Here is a 25,562-nt window from a genome sequence, read left to right as displayed (position 1 = left end):
ATAACTAAAATTTATTAGTTTATAAAATTAATATATGAATATGGAAATTTGTTATGTATTGGATGCATCAGCGTTTATTAATGGATTTAAATTAAATTCATATAATAATTTCACAGTTCCCGAAATCACCGCTGAAATCAAGGATTTTGAATCCAGGCTGGTTTTTGACATGGCCCTTGAAGACGGCAAACTGGTCATACAAGAAGTACCATCAAAGTATATAACTTGTGTCAATGATATTATATCTGATTCTGGTGATATTTTAAGGTTATCATTGCCTGACAAAAAACTGATTTCACTTGCCTACATGTTCAAACAGGAAGGTAAAAACGTTAAGGTAATCAGTGACGATTACACTATTCAAAATACTTTAAAAATCATGGAAATTCCATATTCAGGAATTATAACCGACGGCATCAAAGAGATTTACAACTGGAAAAAGGTTTGTGAGGGTTGCAAAAAGGAATTTGATGAGGACTATCCCTTTGATGATTGTGAAATTTGTGGATCTAAAATATTTAAAAAGAGAATCAGGGTGAACAGATGAGGATTGGTATTGTAGTTCATGGTCCAAACATTATTGACTCAGGATATGCGTTAAAGTTAATCGAATTGCTTAAAGAGTATGGTGATGTCTCAGTCAGGCTTGGGGGAACAATGGGAAGAACTGCTGTCATTGATGCAAGTCTAGAAAATGTAATTGACATTTCAAAGAAACTGGTTCCAAGTGATTCCCTGAAAATATTTCATGATGATAATGTTGATATGATTTTTCTTTTGAATTATGGAAAATCCGATGTTACTGGCCAAGTGTTCGGTTATAAGGTGTATAATCATTATGCTGAAAAGATAACTGACAATGACATTCCAGTAATCCAAATAGAAAGGCCAGGTGAGGAAGACGGCAGCATCATTCCTTGGAATAATGATTCGAAAATAGTTAAGGAATTGTCTCAAAAATTGAATCTAGCCATTGTCACACCTGAAGAGGTATATGATAATCATATAAGGCAGGATAATCCTGGCTTCAATCAAAGAATTGTTCATGGCGTAAGTCCTGGTGAGAATATAATGGTTAACAGTGTTGTCATCGGAAAAACAAATTCGGACAGGCTCACCTTAATTGCAAAGGACAATCGCATTGTTGATATTGTTGGCGGTGAACTTAAGGTTCATGGCCTTGAAAAGCTAGGTGATGTTGATCTTGATTCGGCAATTATTAAAACTGGTCTTTTAAGGAAATCCAAAGTCACACCAAGGGTTATTTCAACCGATAAGCCACGTGATTTTAAAATTACATTTTTGGATCATGCCGGTGAAGACGTCTACAGATTTAGAGATTCTAGTGTGGTAATCACTGTTGGCGATGATACAACTCTAATATCTTCAGACATTCTATACAGATTTGATATACCTATAATTGGAATAACTGATGGGGATTTGGACAAGGTCGTTGAAGATGGATTTAAGGTTAAAAATTCTATCATCTTTGAGGTTGAAAGCGGTTTTGATGACATCGTTGGCCAAGATATTAAAAGAATAATCTTTGAGGGCAAACGGGAATCATGCAGTTACTCAAACATCGATGAAGTTAAAGACAAAATTGTTGAAATAATAAATAATATTAATTGCAAATACAAAATTAGTTATATTGAATAAGTGGGATGTGTAATCTTTGGATTTTAAAAATCTTGTTCGTGAAATTCAGGAATTTAAAGGAGTATCACGCAAAAGCTCCATTGACAATGTGATTTCCCTTTTAAAGGAATCATATAATGTTTCAGGCAATGTCGTCATAGACATTGGTGATGATGCTTCAGCTATTGACATTGGAAATAATCAGGTAATGCTTATCGCCGCAGATGGAATCTGGGGAGACATCATGAATGTAAACCCTTACTGGGCAGGATACTGCTCTGTTCTTGTAAATGTAAATGATATTGCGGCAATGGGTGGAAAACCATTAGCAATGGTAAATATAATGTCAATAAGCAATGACGATATTTATGAAGATTTATTAAACGGAATCAAAGACGGATGTTTGAAATTCGGCGTTCCGATGGTTGGGGGACATCTGCATCCGGATGCTGAAGTCGATTCTTTGGGTGTGGCCATTGTTGGAATAGCCCAAAAGGACAAAATCATAACTAGCTTCGGGGCGGAAGTTGGAGACAAAGTCATTGTAGCTATTGATTTGGATGGAAAACCTCATGAGATGTTCAGCCTGAATTGGGATACAACATATGATAAAGATGCACAAATCGTACGCGACCAGATTACTGCAGTCCAATACCTTGCAGAACATGATTATATAAAATCCGGAAAGGACATTTCAAATCCGGGAATTTTAGGAACATTGGAAATGCTGCTTGAAACATCTAACAAAGGTGCGGTAGTTAATCTTGAGGATATTCCAAGAAATGAAAATGTTGAATGGGTTGATTGGCTTAGATCTTATCCGGGCTCAGGTTTTGTTTTCACAGCTTCAGAAGAATACTGTGATTACATTAAGGAATACCTTTCAAGATATTCAATTGAGGCCAATGTTGTCGGAGAGGTAACAGATTCCAATTCACTTTTATTAAATTATAAAGATGAACAGGCGGAAGTATTCAATCAAGACAGAAATCCGGTATTTATCTTTAGATAAATTAAAGTTCGATTTGTTTTTTGGATTGATTACTTGTTTAAACGTGCTTAGGTTGATGGTAAGGTATAGTCTTTTGAAACCTTATGATTTTTGCTGAAAATATAATTTCAAAACAATATTTTTCCATATAACCTAAATAAATTATTTTTGAAAACTACCTGAATTTTCACTTGTCCTGTGGAGAATAGGGATTTAATTTAATTTTTTTTATAATGGTGTGCAATAACGATAAGAATTTTATATAATTTTTATCATTAAACTATTTTAAAAACACCTTAATTATCAAATAATTCTTTTATATTTTTTATTTTTTTATTTAACTTGCTTATTTTTGGTATTTTTGTGTTTATAGGTGCAAGTGGGCACTTACACTCGAAAAACTTTATATACTACTGTTTTTATATAATTAAACTGTACGAGGACAGTTAATTTCCCTGTATCCAAAAAATTCGGAGGAATCAAAATGAAATTCAACAGCAAAATTCTATCAATAATGGCAATATTTTTAGTACTTATCTCAGCAGGTGCTGTATGTGCAGCTGACCATGCTGGACAAACAATCGGAAACGACAAAATAGTAATAAGCGCAAACAATCTCAACAACGTAACAAACACAACAAACACAACTGACCTTATGAACGGAACAAACTCCACCCATGATAAATTCATCATCCCACCTGATGCAAATCATGACGAACAACACCCATACAAAAACGAATCAGCTCCTGCAAGATACATCATCCCACCTGATGCAAATCACGATGAACGCCACCCATACATGGGAAACGTATCTCATAACACAACCCACAAAACTGTTAATGCAACTGTACAACACAGTCCAGTCCACCAACACGCTACTGGAAACCCAATCTTAGCATTATTAGCAGTATCCGCAGTCTTAGGAGCATGCTCTCTCAAAAGAAGATAGGTAACTTCCCCTACCTATCTTTTTTTATTTACTTTTTTTTTAAAAAATTTATTTGATGAATCTTATTTTATGGATTGCAGACTTTGCACGGCTGATATCCTTGGCTTATCGCATCATTTCTGCTGTTAAAGTATACTCTGTTGTGCTCCGCTGTTTTTTGACCCCATTTGCATGTGTTCTTATGGAATTTTCCAGAGTTGGAGTTGCCGATATAACTTCCTGAATCGCCGGATCCAGAATCGCTGTCGGTTTGAGTATTTGAATAAGTGGTATGTGAGTTTGGGATGTGGGTTGAATCGCCTGCCCAGTTAAATGGATAGAATTCGCTTGGAGGTATGTACATTACTTCTGCAAGGCCCTCTTTTAAAAGCATCTCATTTAGGTTTTTTCCATCAACAATAACGACAGCCAATGTTCGTCCGTATTTGTCGCTGTGTTTTGAATCATCAACATCCAATCCGATTTTTTTATTTAAGCAGAATTTCTGAACAAAGTTTTTTGAAGCGATATATCCTTCAACTCCCCGTTCAGGTGTATTCACTCCAACAAAACGTACTTTTTCACCACTATCCAGATAGATTGTATCTCCGTCAACAACTTGTGTGCAAACGCCGTATCTTTCAATATGGCAGTCCGTATCTTCGTATTTGTTTAAGATTTCTGAATTGGACAAATCATGGTATTTTGAAAATGGAATGTTGTGTGAAAAGCCGGTTCCTGTATATGCACTGGCTATGGATATCACTCCAAGTCCTATAATCAGAATAATTAGTAAAGAAATAATATGTTTTTTATTAAATTCCATGATTTTCACCATTACTTAATTGTTATTAGTATGTGTTAATAAATCTTTTCCAAATCAAATAAATAATTTTAATATATAATAAACTAATAAATATATAATATTAAAAATTCTTATTAGGAGATTGTATGTTAATTAAAATTAATGGAGAAGAAATGGATGTAGCAGATGCTTCAACAATCCAAGACGTGATTGATGAAACTGATGCTCCATATACTCCTGGCAGTATTGTCTGTCTAATTAAGGGTAAAAAGGAACTGGAGAAAAATATTAGCAAATATAAAATCAAAACTAATAAAGGTTCCATTATTATCCAATTAGATGAATCTGAGGAAGCAAAGCCGCTTATTGATGTTTGGAAAAATCAATATAGTCAATTCATTGATTTGGACATCAGGTGGTCTACTCCTACTGAGGTCGCTATTGGTCCAATAGTGACTGATTTGGAACCAACTTCCGACGAATACAAATACTATGAAGGAGATGTAGTTTTAAGTTTGTCTAGTTTTAGTAATGAGTCTACTCATTTAATAATGCTTAAAGGGAATACAACTAATGTTTATAGTGTGCCTCCTTATAATAAGGGTATTTTTGCCCGTGTCATTGGTGGTAGGAAAACTTTAGAGAACTTAACTGATGATGATAAGGTTACGGGCATTGAGCCAATCATCGAAAGAAGCACAACAACAGACAGTTATTCAGTATCCGATTTAAGCACTGTTCTGGAAGAAGGAAATGAGCTGTACACTTATATTTCCTTTGAAATAGATGAAAGTTCACCTGTCTGTGTTGAACACTTATTCTCACTTGTAAAGGATAGGAGAATTAAAGTCTCTTTTGATAGCGAATCATTTATAGGCTTTTATGACCTGCAGGGTATTGATAAGCCAAAAGAACACACCACTCAAAGGACTAGGGGAACAATAACCGTAAGAAACGATGGTGTGGGTGTTGGAAAACTGTTTATCTATCGTGAAAATAGAGTATTGTCTCCGAATCACACTACTGTAGGTAGAATTGTCAACGGTATGGAAATAATTGATATTGCAAAAGAAAATGACTTTGTAACAGTAAAATCCGAACAGCAAAGATTAATGTTGTTAAATAAAACTCAAAAAGAAGCTACTGAAATGTTGTCAGCAGTTGGTGTTGAACATCTCATCGATGGATTGATTGATGATGATGCGATAATCGTTGAACAGAATCCTAAACATACAATTGATATCCTAAAAGAAGGAAATGTAATTACTAAAGCTGTTAAGAAAGAGGAGTTATGTACAATTAAGTTTGTCGATAACGCACCTAGATCTGTAAGGTACTTTAAATTTTTATCAGGTCTTTTAGAAAATCCTGTTGGCAAAATTAAAGTTCATTTTGCAGTTCCTGGAATGCACATTGTTATTTTTGAAGGGGATAAGAAGTTAGCTAAAGGTTTAATTCCTGAAAATAACCCAGTTGATAATGTTATTAGAGGTCAAATTGGTATTACAAATATGGCTTCAAAAAGCGCTGGTCTGATTGGTATTAGATTTGAGGATAATACAGAATTTGGACCAACTGCTGAAAGTTTTGAAGCAACAAATATTATTGGGGATATCACTTCTGATTATGACCATCTTGAAAAATTAAAAGAGGGAGTTGTAGTATATGTCACAGAATCTAACCATGAGTCCTGATTTGGGTAAAGAAGATTGGGATCCTGATGTAATTACTCGTATGATTTTTATTGGGCCGGGAGCTCATGTAAGTGAACAGCAAATAGTCAGTGAGTTTCATATGCTTGGCTTACCGCTTACCATTAAAAATACTTGCTATGGTTCTATGATTAGCGGCAAAAGCGAGCATGTTTACAAAGCTATTGAGGAGATTAGAAAACTAGATCCAAATCACATTTTCACTAAAGAAAGAGGATTTGCTCCAGGTGACCCTAGGAGATGTAGAGGTCATAGGTTTGGTCCTAGAGAAGGTTTCCATCAAATGGAAAAGGAATATAGAATACTTGGTTTTGTTTCTGAGGCTTTAGAGAATCCTAAAGAAGTCGAATTGGAAGAGAAAAAACCAGTTAGCGTTGACGAATTTAAAAAAATCATGAATGAATGTTTAGAAAATAAAGAGTAGGTGAAAATATGGTTAAAATAGCTATTTATCCTCCAAATTCATTAATATTGGCAGATTTACTTGAGAGAAAAGGTCATACTCCTTTAGTTCTTCAAAAACAAATTAGACAAAAGATTAAAGATCCGGAGATTGATTCTCCTCCAATGAATATTACAGAAGATGATCCAATTAAAGGACTTAAATATGCAGCTATTGAGGTTCCTTCTGGTGTTCGTGGTAGAATGGCAATTATTGGCCCTCTTATAGACGAAGCAGAAGCAGCAATCCTTGTTGATGGTGCACCATATGGTTTTGGTTGTATCGGTTGTGCAAGAACTAATGAACTATCAATATTTTTGCTTAGAACAAAAGGCATCCCTGTTTTGGAGCTTAATTATCCTACCAATCAGGATGAAACTTATGTCATGTTAAATGATATTAACGAATTTGTAGATTCTCTTGAAGAAACTGGCGAGGAGGAATAATAATATGGTTAAAATTGCTTTAGTTTCATGTGGAACAGAATATAGTGGAATTCAAAAGGAAATTGAAAAAGCGGCAAATAAGTTCGGTGCTGAAATTGTTCTTCCTGAAATTGATTTGGATTACATTGATGAGTCTTATGAGAAATTTGGATTTTCAGCTCAAAGTTCAAGTTTGAAATTAATGATTGCAAGAGCTATGGCTATTGTTGAAGGCAGATCCAAACCGGATGCAGTATTTATTGCAACCTGTTTTAGATGTGCTGAAGCAGCATTAGTTAGAAATGAAGTCAGGAGATTTATCCAAAACAATACACGTATTCCTGTAGTTACTTATTCATTTACTGAAAGAACAAAAGCAGATGAACTGTTCATCCGTATGGAAGCATTGGCTACTACTGTAACTCGTAGAAACATTCTTGCTCGTGAAAAACAAGAAGGACTTACTCTTGGTTTAGACTCAGGTTCAACCACTACAAAAGCTGTACTTATGGAAAACAACCAAGTTATTGGTACCGGATGGACAGCTACTAAGGACATCATTGAATCTGCAAAAACAGCTGCTGCTGAAGCATTTTCAAATACTGATTATGGATGGGATGATGTAGACGGTATTGGAACTACTGGTTATGGTAGATTCACTATGGGTCAGGAATTTAATGCAGAACTCATTCAGGAAGAATTGTCCGTTAACGCAAAAGGTGCAGTATATTTGGCTGATTGCCAAAAAGGCGAAGCTACAGTATTGGATATTGGTGGTATGGATAACAAGGTTATTACCGTTAACAACGGTATTCCGGATAACTTTACCATGGGTGGTATCTGTGCAGGTGCATCCGGAAGATTCTTGGATATGACTTCCCGCAGATTGGATGTGGATATTACAGAACTCGGTCCGTTAGCTGTGCAAGGTGACTGGAGAAAAGCTATGTTGAATTCATACTGTATCGTATTTGGTATTCAAGACCTCGTTACCACACTTGCGGCAGGGGGTTCTAAAGCTGATGTTGCTGCTGCAGCATGTCACTCCGTTTCTGAACAAGTTTATGAACAACAATTGCAAGAAATTGACATTCGTGAACCTTTAATCCAAGTGGGAGGAACTAGTTTAATTTCAGGTCTTGTAGAAGCAGTAAGTGAAACTTTAGGTGGAATTGAAGTTATTGTTCCTGAATATTCCCAACACATTGGTGCTGTAGGAGCAGCCCTTTTGGTTTCTGGAATGGGACACAGACAAGATAATAAATAAATATTTTTAAAGGGTTGATTTGATGTTAGTTGAATGCTATGATGAAAGAGGTGCAGAAGTTTATGAAATCATCATCAAACAGATCTTTCAGGATTTAGTTTTGGGAGCTTCCGTTGATGATTTGAAAGCTTATGTTAATCCAGATGACCCTGTATTTGTTTTAGCTATTAAAATGAGAAAGACTTCTACTGCAGTTAAATTTGAGGATGTAGCTAATTTGTCCTATGATAAGGCCAACGATAAAACTATGATTTTGATTGATAATGAGAACTATCTTCCAAACATCCTAAAGATATTATGGATGGAATTTTCAAGGGATGAAATCTATCAGCCTAATAGGTATCAGCTTGAACTTAATGGGGACCATACAGATTTAAAATCAGTCGTTGTTGATGACCCTCATTCTAATTTGCAAAGGCGTATTTACGATGCAATCTTTAGAATATTGCCGGAAGGCTTTAAAATTATTAAAGATTTGTCTACTGAAGATATTGTAACTGTTGTAGCTACTGACGAGTTAATTAAAGATGAATGGATTGAAAAAGCTCATGAGTATATTGACGAATTGAACAACGGCAAATAGAAAGGTTTATATATTTGTTCGTATCAATACAAAATAACAGGAGTTATATTTTAGGAGTAGTGGTATTATGAATGAACATAAAGGTTCAAGATTCGCACATATTACAAGAGCACATCCATGTTTTAATGAAAAAATGCATGATAAAGTCGGAAGAGCACACGTACCAGTTGCACCAAAATGTAATATCTTTTGTAACTTCTGTACAAGGGATATTAACAATGAAGAAGACAGACCTGGTGTTACAAGCTGCATAATGAAACCTGATGATGCAATTACTCACATTAATGATGTTACTGCAGATGGTCCTATTGCCGTTGTAGGAGTAGCCGGTCCCGGTGATTCACTTGCCAATGAAGAAACATTTGAATTCTTTGAAAAATTAGCCACTGAACAGCCGGATTTAATAAAATGTATGAGTACTAATGGTCTTTTACTACCAAAGTATGCTGATAAGCTTGCAGAACTTGGAGTAAATTCCGTTACCGTAACCATCAATGCAGTTGATCCTGCAATCGCTGAAAATATCTATTCTTTCATCAAATACGAAGGAAAAGTTTACAAAGGCAGGGAAGCTGTTGAAATCTTAATCAAAAATCAATTGGAAGGTGTTGAAAAGGCAGCTGCTAATGGTCTGGTTGTTAAAGTTAACTCAGTTTTAATTCCGGGCGTAAACGATGAGCATATTGTTGAAATTGCCCGTGAAGTTGAAAAACGTGGAGCGGCCATGATGAATGTATTGCCTTTAATTCCATTGGGAAAAATGAAAGACTTGGAAAGGCCTGACTGTATGATGATGGAAAAGGTCAGGGAAGAAGTTGAAGAGATTATTCCAGTATTCAGGGCATGCACCCAATGCAGGGCGGACGCTTACGGAATACCTGGTAAAAAAAGCGAAGATCATCATTTAGGAATGACACCACAAAGTCATTACTAAACATTCTTGATATTTTCTATTTTTTGCGTCTGTAAATTTTTACAGACTCATTCTTTTAATATTTTTTTTTCATTTTTGTTATTTAATTTTTAATTTAGGATTTTATTAGTTCTTATCTTCAGAATATTGCATTATTTTTCGTTTTTTTATTATTTAAAGATGTAAGTGGGCACTTGCACTCGAAAAACTATTTATATGTCTTTTAATAAACTAAATTGTAAGTGTGGTATGTTGCAATAAAGTTTAAAGCAACATATGTAATATTTATTAAATTATGATTTGAGGTGTAATTATGATAAACTTAATAAAAATACATGGAAACTGTGAATATTATAAGTTTGATGAAAATTTTTCCGACAATGGAAGATGTTCCAATTGTCCAGTAATAGATGGCCTATCTCCTGTTGATGTAGGATGTGAATGCTTCACAAGCAGGATGATGTAGGTACAATATTTCATATAAAATGATTGGAGGTGAAATAATGTATATTTAAATAATAATGTTTGAAAGCGAATGTTTATTGATATTTGCTAAGTTCTTTTTTTCTAGTTTTTTATACTAATCTAATTTTTTATACTAATCTAATTTTTCATAGTAATATTAAATAGAGATGAAAATTAAATAATTAACTGATATTAATTTTATTTTTATCAATTTTTTGAGGAAACGATAATATGGTTAAAACTTATGTTTTTGGACATAAAAGTCCCGATAGTGATTCAATTACTTCTAGTTTAGTAATGGCTAACTTGGAAAATGAATTAGGAAATACTGATGCTAAAGCCTATAGGTTAGGAGGCATCAATAAGGAAACTGAATTTATTTTAAATTATTTGGATATTGAAGCACCAGAACTTTTAGATGCTGTTGAAGATGATGCAAATGTTATTTTGGTAGACCACAATTCCCCTGCAGAATCTGTGGATAACCTAGAGAATGCAAAAATATTGAAAGTCGTAGATCACCATAAACTAGCTTTAGAAACTTCATATCCTTTATTTTTAAGATTTGAACCGGTAGGCTGTACTGAAACTATTTTATGCAAATTATATGAAGAAAACGGTGTAGAAATTACAAAAGAAATAGCTACATTAATGTTATCTGCTATTATCTCTGACACTTTGCTTTTGAAATCTCCAACTACCACTGAAGACGACAAAGTTGCAGTTGAAAAACTTGCAAAAATCGCAGAAATTGACTATGAGGAATATGGTCTGGAAATGCTTAAGGCAGGAACAGATTTAAGTGATTTCTCAATTGAAGAAATTCTATCTCTTGATGCAAAACAAATTGACTTTAAAGATGTGAAATCAATTGTAAATCAAGTCAATACTGCTGACATCGATGAAGTCATGGAAATGAAAGAAGAACTTGAAGAAGAGATGAATAGGATAATTGATGAGGAAAATTTAGATTTATTCATGCTTTTGATAACTGATATTGTTAACAGCAATTCCCAGGTAATTGTACTTGGGGAACAATCAAGTCTTGTTGAAAAAGCATATGACGTCGAATTAGAAGATAACACTGTTTTACTTGTAGGTGTTGTTTCACGTAAAAAACAAGTAGTCCCTATTATGACAGATAATGCATAATTATTTTAGTATTACTAAATAATGAGGGTTTCTTACATTTTTAAGTAAGATTTATAAATGATTAGTTTATAAATAATAAGTAGATGTATTTTTAATACATCTCTAATCAATCCATTTCGGATATTAAATTAGACGGGAAAGCATAATTATAAAACCTTTAATTGTATTTTTATACATTAAAAAAATTAGAAACTAACGTTAATTATGCTTTCAAACTTTTTAAACTTTTTTTTAATAGATTAGGTGTTATTATGAAAACACTTGAATGGGAAGATAACAAATTAAAGCTTATTGATCAAACAAAACTTCCTGATGAATTGACCTATGTTTATTGTGATAATTATCAGGATGTTATTACTGCAATTAAGGACATGATTGTTCGTGGCGCTCCAGCTATTGGAGTATCTGCTGGCTTTGCAATGGCATTAGCAGATATGGAAGGTGTTGACTTGGAAAAAGCAGCTGAAGAAATTAAGGCTGCAAGGCCAACTGCCGTAAACCTATTTTGGGCAGTGGATAGGGTTCTTAATAGTGAAAATGCTTTAACTGAAGCCTTAAAAATGTATGAAGAAGATATGGCCACCAATAGGGCTATTGGAAAATTCGGTGCTGAAGTCATTGATGAAGGCGATACTATCCTAACCCACTGCAATGCAGGCGCTCTTGCATGCGTTGACTATGGAACCGCATTGGGTGTAATCAGGGCAGCACATGAACAAGGCAAAAACATTAATGTAATCTGTGATGAAACCCGTCCGCGCGGACAGGGAGCCAGCCTAAGCGTTTGGGAAATGCAGCAGGAAAACATTCCAGTTAAATTGATACCTGATGTTGCATCAGGATTTTTAATGTCACAGGGCAAGATTGACAAGGTTGTCATCGGTGCTGATAGAATCGCCCGAGGCGGTGTTGTAAATAAGGTCGGATCTTTCATGGTTGCTTTAGCCGCTAAATATCATGATATTCCATTTTATGTAGCAGCTCCATACTCCACTTTTGACAATGAAATCGATATTTATGATACTGTCATAGAAGAAAGGGATGGTGATGAAGTAAGGTATTATGGAGGGGCAAGAATCTGTCCTGAAGGAACCGAAGTCATAAATCCTGCATTTGATATAACTCCAAAAGAGCTGATTACAGGAATTATTACTGAAAAGGGAATAATTGATCCGATTTAGACAATAATTCTTATTTTTTTTTCTTTAAAATGAATGTTTGATTGTGAAAGTTTCACTTCAAACCAAAAACCCAGTAAAGATTAAATTGCGCATGTTTTTAAAAGAGACCAATTTCCAACAATGTTTTTCAAAAACATGAAAATTATATGTTTTAGTTGTATTTCTAGTTGTATTTATCCTAGTTTTCATATTATCTAAATATTTCAGTTTATAGTTTTTAATAAGTTTATTGGGAGTATTTCCAATCGAATAACTGATTTTAGCATATAATTAATATGTGGCATATATTATTTTGTTGTAATGCGAACAATTATTCTTAAAGTTTTATTTGATTAAAAACATTCAATTTAAACTTTAAACTTAAAAAATAGTTATTATAGTCTTTATTTAGCTATTTAAGAATGCAAGTAAGCACTTACATGCGAAAAACTTTATATATGGTCTTTTAGATAATAATAAGTAGATGATGAAATGTGGAAAAAATATTTCACAGTCATTATACTAAATAAAAGGGATTATTATTATGAGAAAGATTATATTTACTTTACTTTTGATTTCTATTGCCTTAGCAGGCTTTAGTTTTGTTTGTGCTAGCGATGTGGATGCTGGCACTTCTGACGTACTTATCATTCAAGATGACCAACCTATTGTACCGGATGTTCAACCTATCGTTCAAGACCCTCAACCTATCGTTCAAGACTCTCCAGCTGTACTCCAATCAACTAAAAAACCTGATTTATGGAGTTACCTTAAAGACTTAAGTTGGACTCATCATGAAAGAAACCCTAGAGGATTATGCGATGATATTTCCTTAAGACCAACCCTCTATGGTGGAAGTGGTTTCCACAGCACTCTTGGCGGAAGCATTGGTGGTGGAAGTGCAAATAACTTCTACACTACTTTTGGCGGAAGCCTTGGTGGCGGTGGATACGAACACTACTACTTATGTTAGATATTTAATATCTAACTTTTTTCCTATTTTTTTTATTTATTTCGCTTTTTTTTTTAAAGAAACTACTTTTTATGGTTCAATTATTTTTTAAAGTTCAAATCAATTCTTAATTTTAAGGGTTTGTAAAAAATTTGTTCCGTTTATACTTTTTTTTAAGATTATATTGTTGTTATAACTTTGTTTGTCTAATTTATTAGATGTTCGATGGCCAATAAGTATCATTGGATTAGATATTGAGAAAATAAGATATTATTAATTTAAATCTATCAATCTATAACTATTTAAGGAATTACTTTTAAATCATATAATAACATTGGGGATTTCTACTAAAATTGAAATTCTTAAATTGGGAATTAGGGGACATTATTATGGAAATTAAATATGATAAAGATTCAAAGTTACCTCCTTTGATAGAAGATCTAGTTGATGAATTATTAAAAGACGATTTTGTACATTTCAAAATATTATGTGCTAACGAGGTCCATCATTTTCATAAGGAAGATGATACCATTATCCAGTTTGAAGTGACATATATGAAAGAAACCAGAAGTAATGGTGACATGCTATATATTGCTTATCCTGATATTTTCAGAGCAAAATTATACAGGGATGCGGCACAATATCTTGAAGATGAAAAGAAAGCTGATGCTTTCGATAATGTTGATTGGACCGGAAATAGGATTATCTTCTAAATTTAATCCTATTCTTATTTGTTTGTAATTTTCCCGTCAATGGCTACATGCCATTCATCCGGTGAAATTGATTTTACTTTACGGCAGTTAAGTATTTCTACTTTTTTATTTTGCTTTTCACATTCTTTTTCCAGGCGTTTTATTCCCTGTTCATATGAATCGGAGAATTCATAATAGTTTATTGTCCCGCCATCTTCAATTAGATTTATTGCAACATCAAGGAAAGTATAGGCGAGGCCTGGAAGATTCATTATTATTCTATCAAACTTGGTTTTAAACCCTTCGCTAACTTCCCTTACATCTCCGCAATAGGTTTTGATAGAACCTTTTAATTTGTTTAGACCGATATTTTCATTTAGATATCCAATGGCCGCTTCGTTGATGTCAACTGCGGTAATTTCCACATTTTTGTTTTTTGCAATTACAATTGGAAATGGCCCTATTCCGCAGAACATGTCAAGAATCTTTTCACCATCTTTAACGCTTTCCATCACTCTTTTTCTTTCAGTTGCAAGCCTTGGTGAAAAATAGACTTCACGAACATCCAATTTTAAGCGGGCTCCATGCTCTTTGTGAATAGTAAAGGAGTCATCCTCTCCTGCCAAGAATTCCAAATCACGAATGCGTATTGTTCCTTTAATCGCACTTCTTTTCATATAAACCGCTTTTCTTTTTGTAAATTTGAATGCGGCATCTCCGATTATTTGCCTTTTTTCGTATAAATCATCTGGAATCTCTAGAATAACGATATCTCCGATTGTGTCAAATGATGTTTTCAGGTTTTCGATTTCTGAAGGGGTTAATTCATCTTCGAGCAATTCAGAAAAGCTGTGGGCAACTTTTTTCATCGGTTCCAGTTCAATATCTACAATTTCATAATCGTCAATATCTTCGTTTATTGGAATATATCCGAAATCATCACAGGCTTTAATCCTATATTCCATATTCATTATACCCTTTTCCATTAATTTTATGCGAGTATCATTTAACTGTTTTAATGGAACTTTTACACATTTCATAAAGTTTTTTATGTTTAAATTATTATATAATAATATATGTTTTATTTAGTGGGTTTGGGATTATTTGATGAGAAAGACATATCCCTTAAAGGATTGGAATGTTTAAAAAACGTTGATAAGATTTATGCTGAATTTTTCACTTCAAGGTTGTTCGGTTCAAGTTTCGATGCTATCGAAGAACTGATTGGACAAAAAATTGAGGTTCTGGTTAGAAATGAAGTGGAAGAAGAAAGCAAGTTTATCGATGAGGCTAAAACTTCTGATGTTGCTTTGATTACTGGTGGAGATCCTTTAATTGCAACCACCCATAGTGATTTTCTAGTTCAATGTTCTAAAAAAGGAATAGATTATGAAGTTATTCACGGATCATCAATATTGTCTTCAGCGCCTGCCATTTCCGGTCTTCAAGGCTATAAATTCGGTAAGGTAACTACAATTCCCTTCCCAGATTATAACTTTTATCCAAAATCTCCTTATGAAGCGATTGAAGAGAACTTGAAGATGGACATGCATACTCTTGTTTTGCTTGATATTCAAGCTCATAAAGACCGGTACATGACTGTTAATCAGGGATTGGAATATTTGATGAATATACATGATACCTTGGAGCGTGAAGGGTTGATTAGTGAAGATACATTGGCTATGGGCATTGCACGTGTAGGTTCAAAAGATGTCTGTGTAAAAGCAGGTAAAATCAAAGAATTGCTTGGTTTTGATTTTGGAGGGCCCCTACATTGTATTGTAATTCCATCCAAACTTCACATTGTTGAAGCGGAGTATCTTGTAGAAATCGCTGGTGCAGACTCAAGCATTCTTGATGATGTTTAATTTTTAAAAATAAGGGGAGAGTGGAAGTAGTATTTTTGATACTACTTCATGAGTTCATTTTTTAAATTTTTACCATTTAAAAAAGGCCGAGTGATTTTTAGTTTAGATATGTATATTAATTCACATCGTATATTATTTTTATTTTAAATATTTATAAATCTTTCTATTTTTTTAAAAATTAGTAATGATAACAATCTTATTGTCGAGTTTTCGTAAAATAAAGGGGGGAGTGGAAGTAGTTGTGTTTTTCCTACTTCCGTAATGAAACATATTCCACATTTTGGAGATTATAAAATGGTTGATGTCTTCATTATCAGACATGAAATTTTCTTCACATCGTATAATACTTATATTTTAATATTATATAAATGTTTTTATTTGATAATTTCAAATTTCAATAAAATTAGTTGAAAAAGGAATTGTATTGGATTTTGGTAAAAAAAGAATAAAAAAGGATTTTAATATTCGTAAAACCCTTTTCCAGCATTGATACCGGTTTCGCCAGCATCGATTTTTTCTTTAAGTTTTAAAGCAATTTTTCCCTGGGTTGTCTCAGGGTCTTTAGACCTAGGATCCATAATGATAATGTTGTAGGCAGTTACGAGTCCCACAATATCAAGAATCTGGAACGGTCCATTTGGAGAACCGGTAGCAAGTCTCCAAGTCAAGTCAATTGTTTCAGGGTCTGCAACTTCTTCAGCCCATAAGGCCTGTCCTGCGGATAGGAACGGAACAAGCAATGAATTAAGCACATATCCTGGCTGTTCTTTCAATACTTTTATAGGGACCATGTTGATGTCTTCTGCAAATTGGACGATTGCATCAAAGTATTCCTGTTCGGTTCCAGGGTGTGGCATTACTTCAGCAGTGTTTTGAGCCCATATGTTATTTGCAAAGTGGAATGCAAGATATTTCTCAGGCCTTCCTGTGTGTTCTGCAAATTGGCTTGGAAGTAAGGTGGATGAGTTTGTCACAACTATTGTTTTTTCTGGAAGATATTTTGCTAATTCTTCGTAGAATGCAATTTTTTGAGCAGGGTCTTCTGCTATTGCTTCAATTACAAGATCTGCATCATCTGCTGCTTCTTCATAACTTGTAGTTAGGGTTAAACTATCAAATGCTTTTTGAGCTTGCTCTTTTAGGGCATCTATTTCTTCTTCACTTAAGTCAGCTTTTTTACTGAATCCTCTGCAGTATGCAGATTTGTCAGTTTTCATTTGTTCGAGGCTGCCTAAATAGATGTTTAGCAATCTTTCAAATTTCGGTTTGGCTCTTTCAATTGAACCTTCACTTCTTAACCAAACAGTTACATCAAATCCGCAAAATGCAGACTGGTAAGCGATTTGACTTCCGAGTACGCCTCCTCCGGCGACAACGACTTTTTTGATACTCATTTTTATACCTCTTTTTAGTTGTATATTTGGCTTTGTATTTTTTAATATATAAAATGATAATCTTATTAAAGGGGAAATACATAAATAGTACTGATGAATGTATTAAATAATTTACAAAAAAGAAATAATTCTTTAAAATCAAAATTAAGGCATGAACAATTAAAATATGGAAATTATTCTTTTAAAGTATCCAATAAAGAATTATTACTTGTTTTAGATGCTTATAAAACTGAAAAATCCCTTATTAAAGCGGCATCAAGTGTGGGTGTTGATAAGAATATTGCCTTAAATTCATACATTCAGGGAAGGGATGGAAATCCCAAATTCCGGCCTTTTTATCTGGCAATAAATGATATTAATGGAGTCGAAGTTTCAACTCATAAGGATATTATATCACAGGTTGAGGAAATTGAAAACTCTTATAATCTTATCGCATTTGATGATGCATGGGTTTATACAACACATCTTGACGGTGAAAAGATTTCCATTATCTCAAGTGATTTGGACAGTTTAAAGAAAAAAGTTAAGGATAGAAATCTTCCCTTAGTGTAGAAAATCATTTATCAACTTATTTTATATATCTAATTTTTGCAGTGTTTTTTCAAATAGTTCAATATTAAAATTCAGACATCAAACTGCTCTAAAAATGCACTAAAACATTTATTAACCAGTATGCACAATCTAATTGTATGTCTAAAAACAAACGTGTAACCATCAGCATCAATAATGACGTTGATTTGAATTTTCGCAAAATTGCCTCCAGTAAGATGTTATTCAAAACAGGATGGTATTCAAAAGCTGTTGAGGAAGCAATGTTGTTATGGATTGAAAAAGAGGATATTAAATAATTTTTTTTCTCTTTTTTTCTTTTTTTAATCATTAACTATTTAAATTAAGCCAATCTATTTATTATTATAGAGTGGGTGTCAATAATGGAAAGTGATGAATTTAGAACTGTTAGAGTTTATACCAAAAAATACACTAGTAAGGATAAAGAGGGTAACACTGTTGAAAAGGAATCTCAACAAAAGCAAGTCAGTCTTAAAAAAGAGGACCCTTTTGAAGATGATGATTTGGTAAAAGTGTTGTCTCAAGAAGATTATGAAAAATTACTTGACAATCAATTTTCCGATGCTAAACTTGATGAATTTTACCATACCATTGAAGCGAAAGATGCGGAAATTGCAAATCTACAAGACCAAATTCAAACTCTTAAAGTTTCATTTTTTGATGATGTAGGTTCCCTTAAAGAACAAATCAGCGATAAGGATGAACTTATCAGGGCTAAAGATGAAATTCATGAGTTAAACAAAAAAATCACCAAAATTGATGATGAAAGAGTTGCTATTTTTAAAGAACTTGATTATAAAAACAAGATGATTTTAGCATATAATGTAGAGCTAAACAAATCCATTTTGAATGCCATTAATGTTGTCATCGATGAGGCCAGGGATAATATCAACAGAAGAAATGCTGAGCTTGTTGAAGGTTTGGAGAGATCCATTGAAAAATCCAAACATGAGGTAAACGAGAAGAATAGAGCTATAGCCTATGATATAAAAACCACTGTCGAAGACATGAATGAACAGATTAGGAACACCAGCACTCTTAAAATGGTATTAAATAAAAGAAAAATCAATTTAAGGGTGCCAGTTGATGATTTGCTGAAACCTTTCGAGTTCGACTTTGACGTTGAACAGTTGCTTGCAGGACAGGCATTGGAACTTGATGCCGCTGAAATTTTAAAGGAAGTAATGCCAAAGCTTCCAGAACCTTTCTCTAAATATATTGACACTATGGAAGATGAAGAAGTGCCTGAAACAATTGAAATCAAACCTAAAGATGAGGATTAATTCATGAAAACCTTTAATACGGGCAAAATCACTTTCGAATATCCGATTGAATGGGATGTGGAAAAAGCAGATATCTTATCCAATCCAGATTGCATTGCAACTCTATCTAAAGGCCAGGATAATTTAATAAATGCAGTCATGTTTCCGACCGCCACAAACCTTGATGACTATAAGATTTTCATGGAAGATGCCATTACTGATGATGGCGGCGTGATAATCGCTTCGGATTTTATCCAAATTGCAGGCAAGGATGCCATTAAGCTCCATGCAAATATGGACACGCCTGAAATAAATTTTGACATCCATACTTATGTGTTCATAGAAAAAGGAGACATTTATATTTTTGAACTTCGAACTTTAGACATCTCAGGTGAATCTGAAAGGGAGTTCAAGAACATAGTTTCAACATTTGAAATCTTAAAATAGCTGAGTGTATTCAAGCAGGTAATCCATGTAGTTCCTATCGAGTATTTTTAAGGTAGAGATGTTTTGCGGTGTAGTGCCGGAACGTTCCTCTACAAGATTTCTCAAAGATCTGTTTTTCATATGGGCATGGATTTCACGGATTACGAATTCCATATTTTCAAGATTTTTTTCTTCAAGTTCCTTTTGGGAAATGTTTTCATAAATCGGATAAGCGTTCAAATCATAGGATTTTGTCGGTGTTTGAAGGACATTTAAATGACTGTAGTAATTGGCGCTGTCTGCTAAAAACCCGTCGATTCCCATGTAGGTCAAGATTGGCATAAATGAAACTTCAGTAAATGAAAAAATGAAATAGTCGGTTTTTTTGGCTTCTTTTTTAAGGGATACAATCACATCAACCAACTCTTTTGGATTTGTAAGTAATGCATCACAGTTAGCTATTATAAATCCGTTGTATCCGATTTCTTCCAGTTCCTTTAAACATTTAACTCTTAAATCAATATATTTGGAACCTTGGATTACAGCAATATCATAGGAATCAACGTTTTCTCGGGCCAATCGCAAGGTTTCATTCACGTTGAATTCTGCAATTTCACGGTCAATGTTATGTGCTGAACCTTCGCTTGGGGCTATTTTTAATTCATCCTTAAAAAATATTTTAGGTGTAAGCTCACCATCAATTTTCCCAATTCTTCCAGGTCCGTCATGTGATTTGATTTCGAATTTTTTTATCATTTATGTCTACCTATTTTAATGTTTATTTTACTTTTTGTTTTTTAGGTTAATAAAAATTTTTCATTTAGTGTAATCTTTTAGGTTACACAAGCTAAAATTTTAGTAACCTTTATATATAGTCTTTTAAAGAATATTATTAAGGATTTGAGGAAATAGTCCAATGATTATCCGAGGTGTGTTTTCAATGTCTATAATAAATCGTCTTAAATCCTTATTTAAAGGAGATAATGAACAAGAAGAGCAAGACATCAGCAATGATGTATCAAACACATCTAATGATGTCGAAGTTACATCTTCCGAAATTGTAAATGATGATGTTGTCTCCACTACTGAAGCTGCCATTCCTGATGAACCTGTAGCTGAAGAAGAACCTGCAGACGACAAAAAAGATTTAACTTTCAAAAAAGACGTCGAAACTTTAGTGGAAGAAGTTGATGAAAAAATCCACGAAATAAAGGAAACACCTTTAGAAGAAAAAGTTGAAAAACTTCATGAAGTCGAAGAACATATCAAAGAGGATGTTAAGACCATTGAAGAAGATGTTAAAGAGAAAGTTGAAGAAAAATTAAACAAAAAAGAAACAGAGAGAGATACTATGACTTTATTGACTGATAAAGAATTATTGACTGATAGTAATCGTGATCCAGATTTCACTGCTGAATTCATTGATTCTGGAATTGAAACTGTAAAACATTGTTTCCAATGTGGTACCTGTAGTGGTAGTTGCCCATCTGGAAGAAGAACTCCATACAAAGTAAGACAAATTGTCAGAAAATGTTTATTAGGTTTAAAAGAAGAAGTTATCACTGATGACGCTTTATGGATGTGTACTACCTGTTACACCTGCCAAGAAAGATGTCTCAGAAGTGTTAAAATTGTGGAAATCATCAAAAAAGCACGTAACATCGCTGCACATGCAGGTTACATGGCAAAACCACACAAAATGACTGGTGTATTTGTAATGAATACTGGTCACGGTGTACCAATTAACGATGCTACTAAAGCTTTAAGAACCAAAATTGGTCTTCCAGAAATTCCACCAACAACACATGCTTTCCCAGAAGCATTAGATGAAATTAAAACAATTTGTAAACTTACCGGTTTCGATGAATTAATTGGTTACGACGAAGCAACCGGTGGATTAAAAGAATAGATTTATGAGGAGAGTTATATTATGGAAATTGCATACTTCTTAGGTTGTATCATGAACAACCGTTATCCTGGTATTGAAAAAGCTACCAGAAAATTATTTGAAGCATTAGATATTGAATTAAAAGATATGGAAGGAGCATCTTGTTGTCCTGCTCCTGGTGTATTCGGTTCTTTTGATGAAGAAACCTGGGCTACTATTGCTGCTCGTAACTTAACTATTGCTGAAGACATGGGTGCTGACATCATGACTGAATGTAATGGATGTTTCGGTTCATTATTCGAATGTAACCACATGTTAAAAGAAAGTGAAGAGAAAAAAGCTGAAATTAACAAAAACTTAGCTGAAATCGGCAGAGAATACAAAGGTACTGTTGATGTAAAACACTTCGCTCAAATTTTAAGAGACGATGTTGGTTTCGAAAAATTAGCTTCATTAATCGAAAAACCTTTAGACTTAAATGTTGCTGTACACTATGGTTGCCACTTCTTAAAACCAACTAAAACTATTGGTATTGAAGAAAACGCAGAAGACCCAGATATCTTAGATGACCTTGTAGAAATCACTGGTGCAAAATCCATTGACTACAAAGACAAAATGATGTGCTGTGGTGCTGGTGGAGGTTTAAGATCCAGAGATTTAGATGTAACTACTAGTTTCACTAAAGAAAAACTCGATCACATGACCGAAGCTGGAGTAGACGCAATTGTTAACGTATGTCCTTTCTGTCACTTACAATTCGACCAAGGTCAAATTGAAGTTAACGAAAGATACGGAACTGACTTTGCAATTCCTGTTTTCCACTTAGCTCAATTATACGGATTAGCAATGGGATTATCTGCTGATGAGTTAACTTTCGATGCTCAAAGAATTGACGCAACCCCTGCTATTAAAAAAGCTTTAGGTGAATAAATTTAAGGATTTTTAATCCTTTTATTTTTTTTTATTTTAGGCACTGAAAACACATTTCGGTTATAGTTATCATTTGATAACTATTTTTTTTATGATTGATTTTTTTTGTTTGTTAATATACGAATAATTTGTAATCATATTTATATATCATTAGTTTAATAAAATAAATTATAAATTATAGAGGTGTATTTATGTTTGTAGCGACATTAGATGGAATATTTAAATATTCTGACCTTCCAGAAGAATATGAACCTTATGTACAATTCAAAGCAACAATTGATAAAAGAGAACTTAAAGCTAGTGATGAAGTGGCTATTTTAAATATTGCCGGTACTTCAACTCATCATGTTTTATTCTTAGATTCATACGAAAATACTGCTGAAATTGAACAGGAATTAAAAGAAGCAGATGCAAAAATAAACCATACTACTTTAAAAATAATAGGTGGACATTTATGAGCTTACCCTCTGAACAGAATTGGTTAGTTCTACACCATCTTATCAAAGATTTAACTGAAAAGGGATATAAAATCCCTGATGGAATTAACCCTGAGATGGGATTAATCAGATCTTCAATTAGCTCATATAAAAGAGATCCTTCTCATCCAGATTTAATCAATGGTTTAGCGAATGCTGAAATGTCTTTAAATAATATTCAAAGAAATCTTCTAATCATTGCAGAACAAGAAGGCGATGAATATGTTGACCATTGGCTTGACTTATTGAAAAGAGTCATGCATGGAGAAGAAGTATTTGATTTTGCAAAATCAAGGTCAAAATTTCTTGTTAACTCCCCTCCAGGTTTAATAACCGGAAGAATTAATTTAAGAGTTCCTCTAGCTGAAGAAAGAGTTCAAGAAATTGCAGAATGGAACGGTCTTATCATTGAATTTGATGATGATGTGACTGTCCAATTGCATGGTGATAAAGAAGACCTTCAGGTAGGTTTAAAAGAAATGGGATCATTCTTTTTAGAAGATTAAGGTGATTTTATGACAAAAATTTTAGCGATTAGTGATGCACACGGCGAAGAAAATGAAAATTTGTATGCATATTTGAATAATAATGATGTTGATTTAGTTTTAATTCTTGGGGATTTAACTAATTTCGGTCCTTTAGATTTTGTTGAAACCTTTATTAACAAGATTGCAGATTGTGGCGTTGACGTAATAGCTATTCCAGGTAATTGCGACCCTAACGGAATTTGCAATGCCATTAATGATGTGGCATTCTGTCTCCATAACAATATTGTTGCATATGGGGATGCAATATTATTTGGATTTGGCGGTTCCAATCCCACCCCATTTGACACACCCGGTGAAATGGATGACGACAAAATTTATAGGGCAGTCTATGATTTGTTAGCTAATTATGATTATGTTTACAATACTGAAATTCCTAAAGTAAGGATTTTAGTTACTCATGCTCCACCTTTCAACACTGATGCTGACAGAGTTTCAGACGGAGAACATGTGGGCAGTCCTGGAATTTTAAAATCCATTCATGAATTTGAACCGGAAATCAATCTTTGCGGCCATATACATGAAGCAAAATCTCTTTCAAAAATCGGAACTACTACCGATGTAGCAAATCCTGGTATGCTTAAAGATAATGGTGCTGTTTTAATAGATATTCAAGATGGCTCAAATTATGATATAAATATCATTTCATTAGATGAATAATCATCTATTATCCTTTTTTTCTTTTTTTTCTTAATTTAAATTAAATAACAACTTTTATAAAATATTAATTTTATATACTAAACCATATCCATACTAAACGGGGATTATTATGATTTGGGTTACTGGAGAAGTTGATGGCAAAAAATACAAGGAACCATTTTCTAAAGGGATAATGTCTCGTTCATTAAACGTTGCAGATATTGGATCTCAAAGAGCATATGAAATAGCTAGTGATATTGAAAATGAATTAATCATGAATGATATTAGTGAAATTCCTAGCTATGAATTAGCTGGTGTTGTTTTAAATCATCTAAAAAAAGTCGATTCTAGAGTTGCAGATAAATATGAAAATTGGAGGTCCCTTAGAATTTCTAAAGAACCACTTATCATATTAATCGGGGGAGCCTCAGGAGTAGGTACCTCTTCCATGGCGTTTGAATTGGCTAACAGGCTTAGATTAAAGAATCTTATCAGTACGGATATGATTCGTGAAGTAATGCGTAAGATAGTTTCTAAGGAATTAAGTCCTGTTATTCATAAATCTAGTTTTGATGCTTATGAAAGCATGAGAACACCATCAATTAGGATAGATTCTGTCATAGAAGGTTTTATTAGTCATGTTGATGTTGTTAATGTTGGCATAGAAGCTATTATTGAAAGATCAGTAAAGGAAGGGATAAGTACCATTATTGAAGGTGTGCATATTGTTCCAGGATTCATTAGAAAGGATTTAATCGAAAATAATAATATAATTATGTTCACCTTAACTGTTGATGATGAGGAATCTCATAAGCAGAGATTCTATTCAAGATGTAGGCAACCTTGGGTTAAACGACCACTCGAAAGATATATGGATAATTTCGATTCAATAAGAAAAACTCAAAAATTTTTAGTTGAACAAGCTAAAATTCATGATACTCGCATAATTGATAATGTGGAAATGAATGAAACAATAGATATCATGGTAAATGATATTCTCGAAAAATTCGGAGGCAAAGACAATGTTGAACAAGAAAGTTAAAGAAATAATGACTTCTGATGTGATTACAACAACACCTGATGTTGATGTTATATGCGCATTTGAAAAATTGATGAAACATAAAATCAGCTCTCTTCCAGTAGTGGAAGACGATAAGCTTGTGGGCATTATTACTGCAACAGATGTGGGCCATAATTTGATATTGGATAAGTATGAATTAGGCACAAGTGTTAAAGAAATAATGATTAAACCTGTAGTTACAGTTTCTCCAGAAGATTCTCTTGAAGAAGCTGTTAAGATAATGAAGGAAGGTGTTTCCTCTTCAGGCATATTAAATCAACTCCCTGTTTTAGAAAATGATAAATTAGTAGGTATTATTTCTGATGGAGATATAATACAAGAGATTTTATAATTTAATTTATTATTTTTCTCTTTTTTT

The 25,562-nt window shown here is 33.5% G+C and carries 32 protein-coding genes; 27 read left to right on the top strand and 5 right to left on the bottom strand.

Annotated features, from left to right (window positions below; translation table 11 throughout):
• Positions 1-40 precede the first annotated feature (40 nt).
• The 4 genes from TL18_RS07735 (at position 41) to TL18_RS07720 (ending at position 3,578) form a co-directional block, all read left to right on the top strand.
• Entirely contained in the window at positions 41-547 is a 507-nt protein-coding gene (locus TL18_RS07735) for a ribonuclease VapC (RefSeq protein ID WP_067043863.1), read from the top strand.
• Positions 544-1,659, top strand: a complete 1,116-nt coding sequence (locus tag TL18_RS07730) for a DUF2117 domain-containing protein (RefSeq protein ID WP_067043860.1) — start codon at positions 544-546, stop codon at positions 1,657-1,659. Before TL18_RS07735 ends, TL18_RS07730 begins: the two co-directional genes overlap by 4 nt.
• A 16-nt stretch (positions 1,660-1,675) precedes the next feature.
• Positions 1,676-2,650, top strand: a complete 975-nt coding sequence (locus TL18_RS07725) for a methanogenesis marker 2 protein (RefSeq protein ID WP_067043858.1) — start codon at positions 1,676-1,678, stop codon at positions 2,648-2,650.
• 463 nt (positions 2,651-3,113) lie between these two features.
• Complete coding sequence (locus TL18_RS07720; RefSeq protein ID WP_067043855.1) at positions 3,114-3,578, top strand: hypothetical protein; 465 nt, start codon at positions 3,114-3,116, stop codon at positions 3,576-3,578.
• Positions 3,579-3,645: 67 nt separating this feature from the next.
• On the opposite strand, the gene TL18_RS07715 is transcribed toward TL18_RS07720, so the two are convergent.
• Entirely contained in the window at positions 3,646-4,383 is a 738-nt protein-coding gene (locus TL18_RS07715) for a thermonuclease family protein (protein WP_067043852.1), read from the bottom strand.
• Positions 4,384-4,508: 125 nt separating this feature from the next.
• On the opposite strand from TL18_RS07715, the gene TL18_RS07710 reads away from it, so the two are divergent.
• From TL18_RS07710 to TL18_RS07665, 11 genes are all read left to right on the top strand, one after another.
• Positions 4,509-6,056 carry a methanogenesis marker 3 protein gene (locus TL18_RS07710; RefSeq protein WP_067043849.1) on the top strand — a complete coding sequence of 516 codons (1,548 nt, stop codon included), beginning with the start codon at positions 4,509-4,511 and terminating at the stop codon, positions 6,054-6,056.
• Entirely contained in the window at positions 6,028-6,498 is a 471-nt protein-coding gene (locus TL18_RS07705; RefSeq protein ID WP_067043846.1) for a methanogenesis marker 6 protein, read from the top strand. The genes TL18_RS07710 and TL18_RS07705 overlap by 29 nt, the downstream gene beginning before the upstream one ends.
• An 8-nt stretch (positions 6,499-6,506) precedes the next feature.
• A complete protein-coding gene (locus TL18_RS07700; RefSeq protein WP_067043843.1) occupies positions 6,507-6,962 on the top strand; it encodes a methanogenesis marker 5 protein in 456 nt (151 codons plus the stop codon).
• Positions 6,963-6,966: 4 nt separating this feature from the next.
• Positions 6,967-8,208, top strand: coding sequence for a methanogenesis marker 15 protein (locus TL18_RS07695; protein WP_067043840.1), 1,242 nt, complete (start codon positions 6,967-6,969; stop codon positions 8,206-8,208).
• 22 nt (positions 8,209-8,230) lie between these two features.
• On the top strand, positions 8,231-8,791 hold the full coding sequence (locus TL18_RS07690; RefSeq protein WP_067043838.1) for a methanogenesis marker 17 protein: 561 nt from the start codon (positions 8,231-8,233) through the stop codon (positions 8,789-8,791).
• A gap of 67 nt (positions 8,792-8,858) precedes the next feature.
• Positions 8,859-9,725 carry a radical SAM protein gene (locus TL18_RS07685; protein WP_067043835.1) on the top strand — a complete coding sequence of 289 codons (867 nt, stop codon included), beginning with the start codon at positions 8,859-8,861 and terminating at the stop codon, positions 9,723-9,725.
• A 292-nt stretch (positions 9,726-10,017) separates the two neighbouring features.
• Positions 10,018-10,170, top strand: coding sequence for a hypothetical protein (locus TL18_RS11015; RefSeq protein ID WP_156064636.1), 153 nt, complete (start codon positions 10,018-10,020; stop codon positions 10,168-10,170).
• A gap of 230 nt (positions 10,171-10,400) precedes the next feature.
• The gene (locus TL18_RS07680; protein WP_067043833.1) at positions 10,401-11,321 is read left to right on the top strand and encodes a manganese-dependent inorganic pyrophosphatase; all 921 of its coding nucleotides are present in this window, start codon (positions 10,401-10,403) and stop codon (positions 11,319-11,321) included.
• Positions 11,322-11,572: 251 nt separating this feature from the next.
• Positions 11,573-12,502 carry an S-methyl-5-thioribose-1-phosphate isomerase gene (mtnA, locus tag TL18_RS07675; protein WP_067043830.1) on the top strand — a complete coding sequence of 310 codons (930 nt, stop codon included), beginning with the start codon at positions 11,573-11,575 and terminating at the stop codon, positions 12,500-12,502.
• A gap of 523 nt (positions 12,503-13,025) precedes the next feature.
• Positions 13,026-13,454: a hypothetical protein gene (locus tag TL18_RS07670; protein WP_067043826.1), complete on the top strand. Its 429-nt coding sequence runs from the start codon at positions 13,026-13,028 to the stop codon at positions 13,452-13,454.
• Between the two features lie 368 nt (positions 13,455-13,822).
• Positions 13,823-14,146, top strand: a complete 324-nt coding sequence (locus TL18_RS07665; protein WP_067043824.1) for a hypothetical protein — start codon at positions 13,823-13,825, stop codon at positions 14,144-14,146.
• A gap of 14 nt (positions 14,147-14,160) precedes the next feature.
• On the opposite strand, the gene TL18_RS07660 is transcribed toward TL18_RS07665, so the two are convergent.
• Entirely contained in the window at positions 14,161-15,165 is a 1,005-nt protein-coding gene (locus TL18_RS07660; RefSeq protein ID WP_067043821.1) for a class I SAM-dependent methyltransferase family protein, read from the bottom strand.
• Positions 15,166-15,201: 36 nt separating this feature from the next.
• On the opposite strand from TL18_RS07660, the gene dph5 reads away from it, so the two are divergent.
• Positions 15,202-15,993 (top strand): diphthine synthase, encoded by a 792-nt coding sequence (dph5, locus tag TL18_RS07655; protein WP_067043818.1) that lies wholly within the window; start codon positions 15,202-15,204, stop codon positions 15,991-15,993.
• A gap of 171 nt (positions 15,994-16,164) precedes the next feature.
• Here dph5 and TL18_RS11010 read toward each other — a convergent pair whose 3' ends face one another.
• Positions 16,165-16,314 (bottom strand): hypothetical protein, encoded by a 150-nt coding sequence (locus TL18_RS11010; protein ID WP_156064633.1) that lies wholly within the window; start codon positions 16,312-16,314, stop codon positions 16,165-16,167.
• A gap of 137 nt (positions 16,315-16,451) precedes the next feature.
• Complete coding sequence (locus TL18_RS07650) at positions 16,452-17,387, bottom strand: 3-hydroxyacyl-CoA dehydrogenase (protein ID WP_067043815.1); 936 nt, start codon at positions 17,385-17,387, stop codon at positions 16,452-16,454.
• 93 nt (positions 17,388-17,480) lie between these two features.
• On the opposite strand from TL18_RS07650, the gene TL18_RS07645 reads away from it, so the two are divergent.
• The 4 genes from TL18_RS07645 (at position 17,481) to TL18_RS07635 (ending at position 19,666) form a co-directional block, all read left to right on the top strand.
• On the top strand, positions 17,481-17,939 hold the full coding sequence (locus TL18_RS07645) for a hypothetical protein (RefSeq protein ID WP_067043812.1): 459 nt from the start codon (positions 17,481-17,483) through the stop codon (positions 17,937-17,939).
• A gap of 137 nt (positions 17,940-18,076) precedes the next feature.
• Positions 18,077-18,235 (top strand): hypothetical protein, encoded by a 159-nt coding sequence (locus tag TL18_RS11125; protein WP_197031821.1) that lies wholly within the window; start codon positions 18,077-18,079, stop codon positions 18,233-18,235.
• Between the two features lie 84 nt (positions 18,236-18,319).
• The gene (locus TL18_RS07640; RefSeq protein ID WP_067043809.1) at positions 18,320-19,240 is read left to right on the top strand and encodes a hypothetical protein; all 921 of its coding nucleotides are present in this window, start codon (positions 18,320-18,322) and stop codon (positions 19,238-19,240) included.
• Between the two features lie 3 nt (positions 19,241-19,243).
• Complete coding sequence (locus tag TL18_RS07635; RefSeq protein ID WP_067043806.1) at positions 19,244-19,666, top strand: hypothetical protein; 423 nt, start codon at positions 19,244-19,246, stop codon at positions 19,664-19,666.
• Here the strand turns inward: TL18_RS07635 and TL18_RS07630 are convergent.
• The gene (locus TL18_RS07630) at positions 19,658-20,401 is read right to left on the bottom strand and encodes an archaeosine tRNA-ribosyltransferase (RefSeq protein WP_067043803.1); all 744 of its coding nucleotides are present in this window, start codon (positions 20,399-20,401) and stop codon (positions 19,658-19,660) included. The two genes, TL18_RS07635 and TL18_RS07630, sit on opposite strands and share 9 nt — an antisense overlap.
• Before the next feature lie 184 nt (positions 20,402-20,585).
• Here TL18_RS07630 and hdrC point away from each other — a divergent pair, with 184 nt between their 5' ends.
• The 7 genes from hdrC (at position 20,586) to TL18_RS07595 (ending at position 25,535) form a co-directional block, all read left to right on the top strand.
• The gene (gene hdrC / locus TL18_RS07625) at positions 20,586-21,554 is read left to right on the top strand and encodes a CoB--CoM heterodisulfide reductase subunit C (RefSeq protein WP_067043800.1); all 969 of its coding nucleotides are present in this window, start codon (positions 20,586-20,588) and stop codon (positions 21,552-21,554) included.
• A 21-nt stretch (positions 21,555-21,575) separates the two neighbouring features.
• On the top strand, positions 21,576-22,463 hold the full coding sequence (gene hdrB, locus TL18_RS07620; protein WP_067043797.1) for a CoB--CoM heterodisulfide reductase subunit B: 888 nt from the start codon (positions 21,576-21,578) through the stop codon (positions 22,461-22,463).
• A gap of 191 nt (positions 22,464-22,654) precedes the next feature.
• On the top strand, positions 22,655-22,921 hold the full coding sequence (locus TL18_RS07615; protein WP_067043794.1) for a DUF749 domain-containing protein: 267 nt from the start codon (positions 22,655-22,657) through the stop codon (positions 22,919-22,921).
• The gene (locus tag TL18_RS07610; RefSeq protein WP_067043792.1) at positions 22,918-23,445 is read left to right on the top strand and encodes a DUF2096 domain-containing protein; all 528 of its coding nucleotides are present in this window, start codon (positions 22,918-22,920) and stop codon (positions 23,443-23,445) included. The genes TL18_RS07615 and TL18_RS07610 overlap by 4 nt, the downstream gene beginning before the upstream one ends.
• A gap of 9 nt (positions 23,446-23,454) precedes the next feature.
• A complete protein-coding gene (locus TL18_RS07605; RefSeq protein WP_067043789.1) occupies positions 23,455-24,144 on the top strand; it encodes a metallophosphoesterase in 690 nt (229 codons plus the stop codon).
• A 109-nt stretch (positions 24,145-24,253) separates the two neighbouring features.
• Positions 24,254-25,165, top strand: a complete 912-nt coding sequence (locus tag TL18_RS07600) for a 2-phosphoglycerate kinase (RefSeq protein ID WP_067043786.1) — start codon at positions 24,254-24,256, stop codon at positions 25,163-25,165.
• Positions 25,146-25,535: a CBS domain-containing protein gene (locus TL18_RS07595; protein WP_067043783.1), complete on the top strand. Its 390-nt coding sequence runs from the start codon at positions 25,146-25,148 to the stop codon at positions 25,533-25,535. The genes TL18_RS07600 and TL18_RS07595 overlap by 20 nt, the downstream gene beginning before the upstream one ends.
• Positions 25,536-25,562: the final 27 nt, after the last annotated feature.

The organism is Methanobrevibacter sp. YE315 (assembly GCF_001548675.1).
In the GTDB taxonomy this organism is placed as follows: domain Archaea; phylum Methanobacteriota; class Methanobacteria; order Methanobacteriales; family Methanobacteriaceae; genus Methanocatella.
Note: the sequence above shows the minus strand (reverse complement) of the source record. Positions and strands in the feature narration are given on the sequence as shown.

Coding starts and splice junctions, on each gene's coding strand:
- TL18_RS07735 (WP_067043863.1), top strand. CDS start 41: ATGGAAATTTGTTATGTATTGGATGCATCAGCGTTTATTAATGGATTT.
- TL18_RS07730 (WP_067043860.1), top strand. CDS start 544: ATGAGGATTGGTATTGTAGTTCATGGTCCAAACATTATTGACTCAGGA.
- TL18_RS07720 (WP_067043855.1), top strand. CDS start 3,114: ATGAAATTCAACAGCAAAATTCTATCAATAATGGCAATATTTTTAGTA.
- TL18_RS07715 (WP_067043852.1), bottom strand. CDS start 4,383: ATGGAATTTAATAAAAAACATATTATTTCTTTACTAATTATTCTGATT.
- TL18_RS07710 (WP_067043849.1), top strand. CDS start 4,509: ATGTTAATTAAAATTAATGGAGAAGAAATGGATGTAGCAGATGCTTCA.
- TL18_RS07705 (WP_067043846.1), top strand. CDS start 6,028: ATGTCACAGAATCTAACCATGAGTCCTGATTTGGGTAAAGAAGATTGG.
- TL18_RS07700 (WP_067043843.1), top strand. CDS start 6,507: ATGGTTAAAATAGCTATTTATCCTCCAAATTCATTAATATTGGCAGAT.
- TL18_RS07695 (WP_067043840.1), top strand. CDS start 6,967: ATGGTTAAAATTGCTTTAGTTTCATGTGGAACAGAATATAGTGGAATT.
- TL18_RS07690 (WP_067043838.1), top strand. CDS start 8,231: ATGTTAGTTGAATGCTATGATGAAAGAGGTGCAGAAGTTTATGAAATC.
- TL18_RS07685 (WP_067043835.1), top strand. CDS start 8,859: ATGAATGAACATAAAGGTTCAAGATTCGCACATATTACAAGAGCACAT.
- TL18_RS11015 (WP_156064636.1), top strand. CDS start 10,018: ATGATAAACTTAATAAAAATACATGGAAACTGTGAATATTATAAGTTT.
- TL18_RS07680 (WP_067043833.1), top strand. CDS start 10,401: ATGGTTAAAACTTATGTTTTTGGACATAAAAGTCCCGATAGTGATTCA.
- mtnA (WP_067043830.1), top strand. CDS start 11,573: ATGAAAACACTTGAATGGGAAGATAACAAATTAAAGCTTATTGATCAA.
- TL18_RS07670 (WP_067043826.1), top strand. CDS start 13,026: ATGAGAAAGATTATATTTACTTTACTTTTGATTTCTATTGCCTTAGCA.
- TL18_RS07665 (WP_067043824.1), top strand. CDS start 13,823: ATGGAAATTAAATATGATAAAGATTCAAAGTTACCTCCTTTGATAGAA.
- TL18_RS07660 (WP_067043821.1), bottom strand. CDS start 15,165: ATGAAATGTGTAAAAGTTCCATTAAAACAGTTAAATGATACTCGCATA.
- dph5 (WP_067043818.1), top strand. CDS start 15,202: ATGTTTTATTTAGTGGGTTTGGGATTATTTGATGAGAAAGACATATCC.
- TL18_RS11010 (WP_156064633.1), bottom strand. CDS start 16,314: ATGTCTGATAATGAAGACATCAACCATTTTATAATCTCCAAAATGTGG.
- TL18_RS07650 (WP_067043815.1), bottom strand. CDS start 17,387: ATGAGTATCAAAAAAGTCGTTGTCGCCGGAGGAGGCGTACTCGGAAGT.
- TL18_RS07645 (WP_067043812.1), top strand. CDS start 17,481: ATGAATGTATTAAATAATTTACAAAAAAGAAATAATTCTTTAAAATCA.
- TL18_RS11125 (WP_197031821.1), top strand. CDS start 18,077: ATGTCTAAAAACAAACGTGTAACCATCAGCATCAATAATGACGTTGAT.
- TL18_RS07640 (WP_067043809.1), top strand. CDS start 18,320: ATGGAAAGTGATGAATTTAGAACTGTTAGAGTTTATACCAAAAAATAC.
- TL18_RS07635 (WP_067043806.1), top strand. CDS start 19,244: ATGAAAACCTTTAATACGGGCAAAATCACTTTCGAATATCCGATTGAA.
- TL18_RS07630 (WP_067043803.1), bottom strand. CDS start 20,401: ATGATAAAAAAATTCGAAATCAAATCACATGACGGACCTGGAAGAATT.
- hdrC (WP_067043800.1), top strand. CDS start 20,586: ATGTCTATAATAAATCGTCTTAAATCCTTATTTAAAGGAGATAATGAA.
- hdrB (WP_067043797.1), top strand. CDS start 21,576: ATGGAAATTGCATACTTCTTAGGTTGTATCATGAACAACCGTTATCCT.
- TL18_RS07615 (WP_067043794.1), top strand. CDS start 22,655: ATGTTTGTAGCGACATTAGATGGAATATTTAAATATTCTGACCTTCCA.
- TL18_RS07610 (WP_067043792.1), top strand. CDS start 22,918: ATGAGCTTACCCTCTGAACAGAATTGGTTAGTTCTACACCATCTTATC.
- TL18_RS07605 (WP_067043789.1), top strand. CDS start 23,455: ATGACAAAAATTTTAGCGATTAGTGATGCACACGGCGAAGAAAATGAA.
- TL18_RS07600 (WP_067043786.1), top strand. CDS start 24,254: ATGATTTGGGTTACTGGAGAAGTTGATGGCAAAAAATACAAGGAACCA.
- TL18_RS07595 (WP_067043783.1), top strand. CDS start 25,146: ATGTTGAACAAGAAAGTTAAAGAAATAATGACTTCTGATGTGATTACA.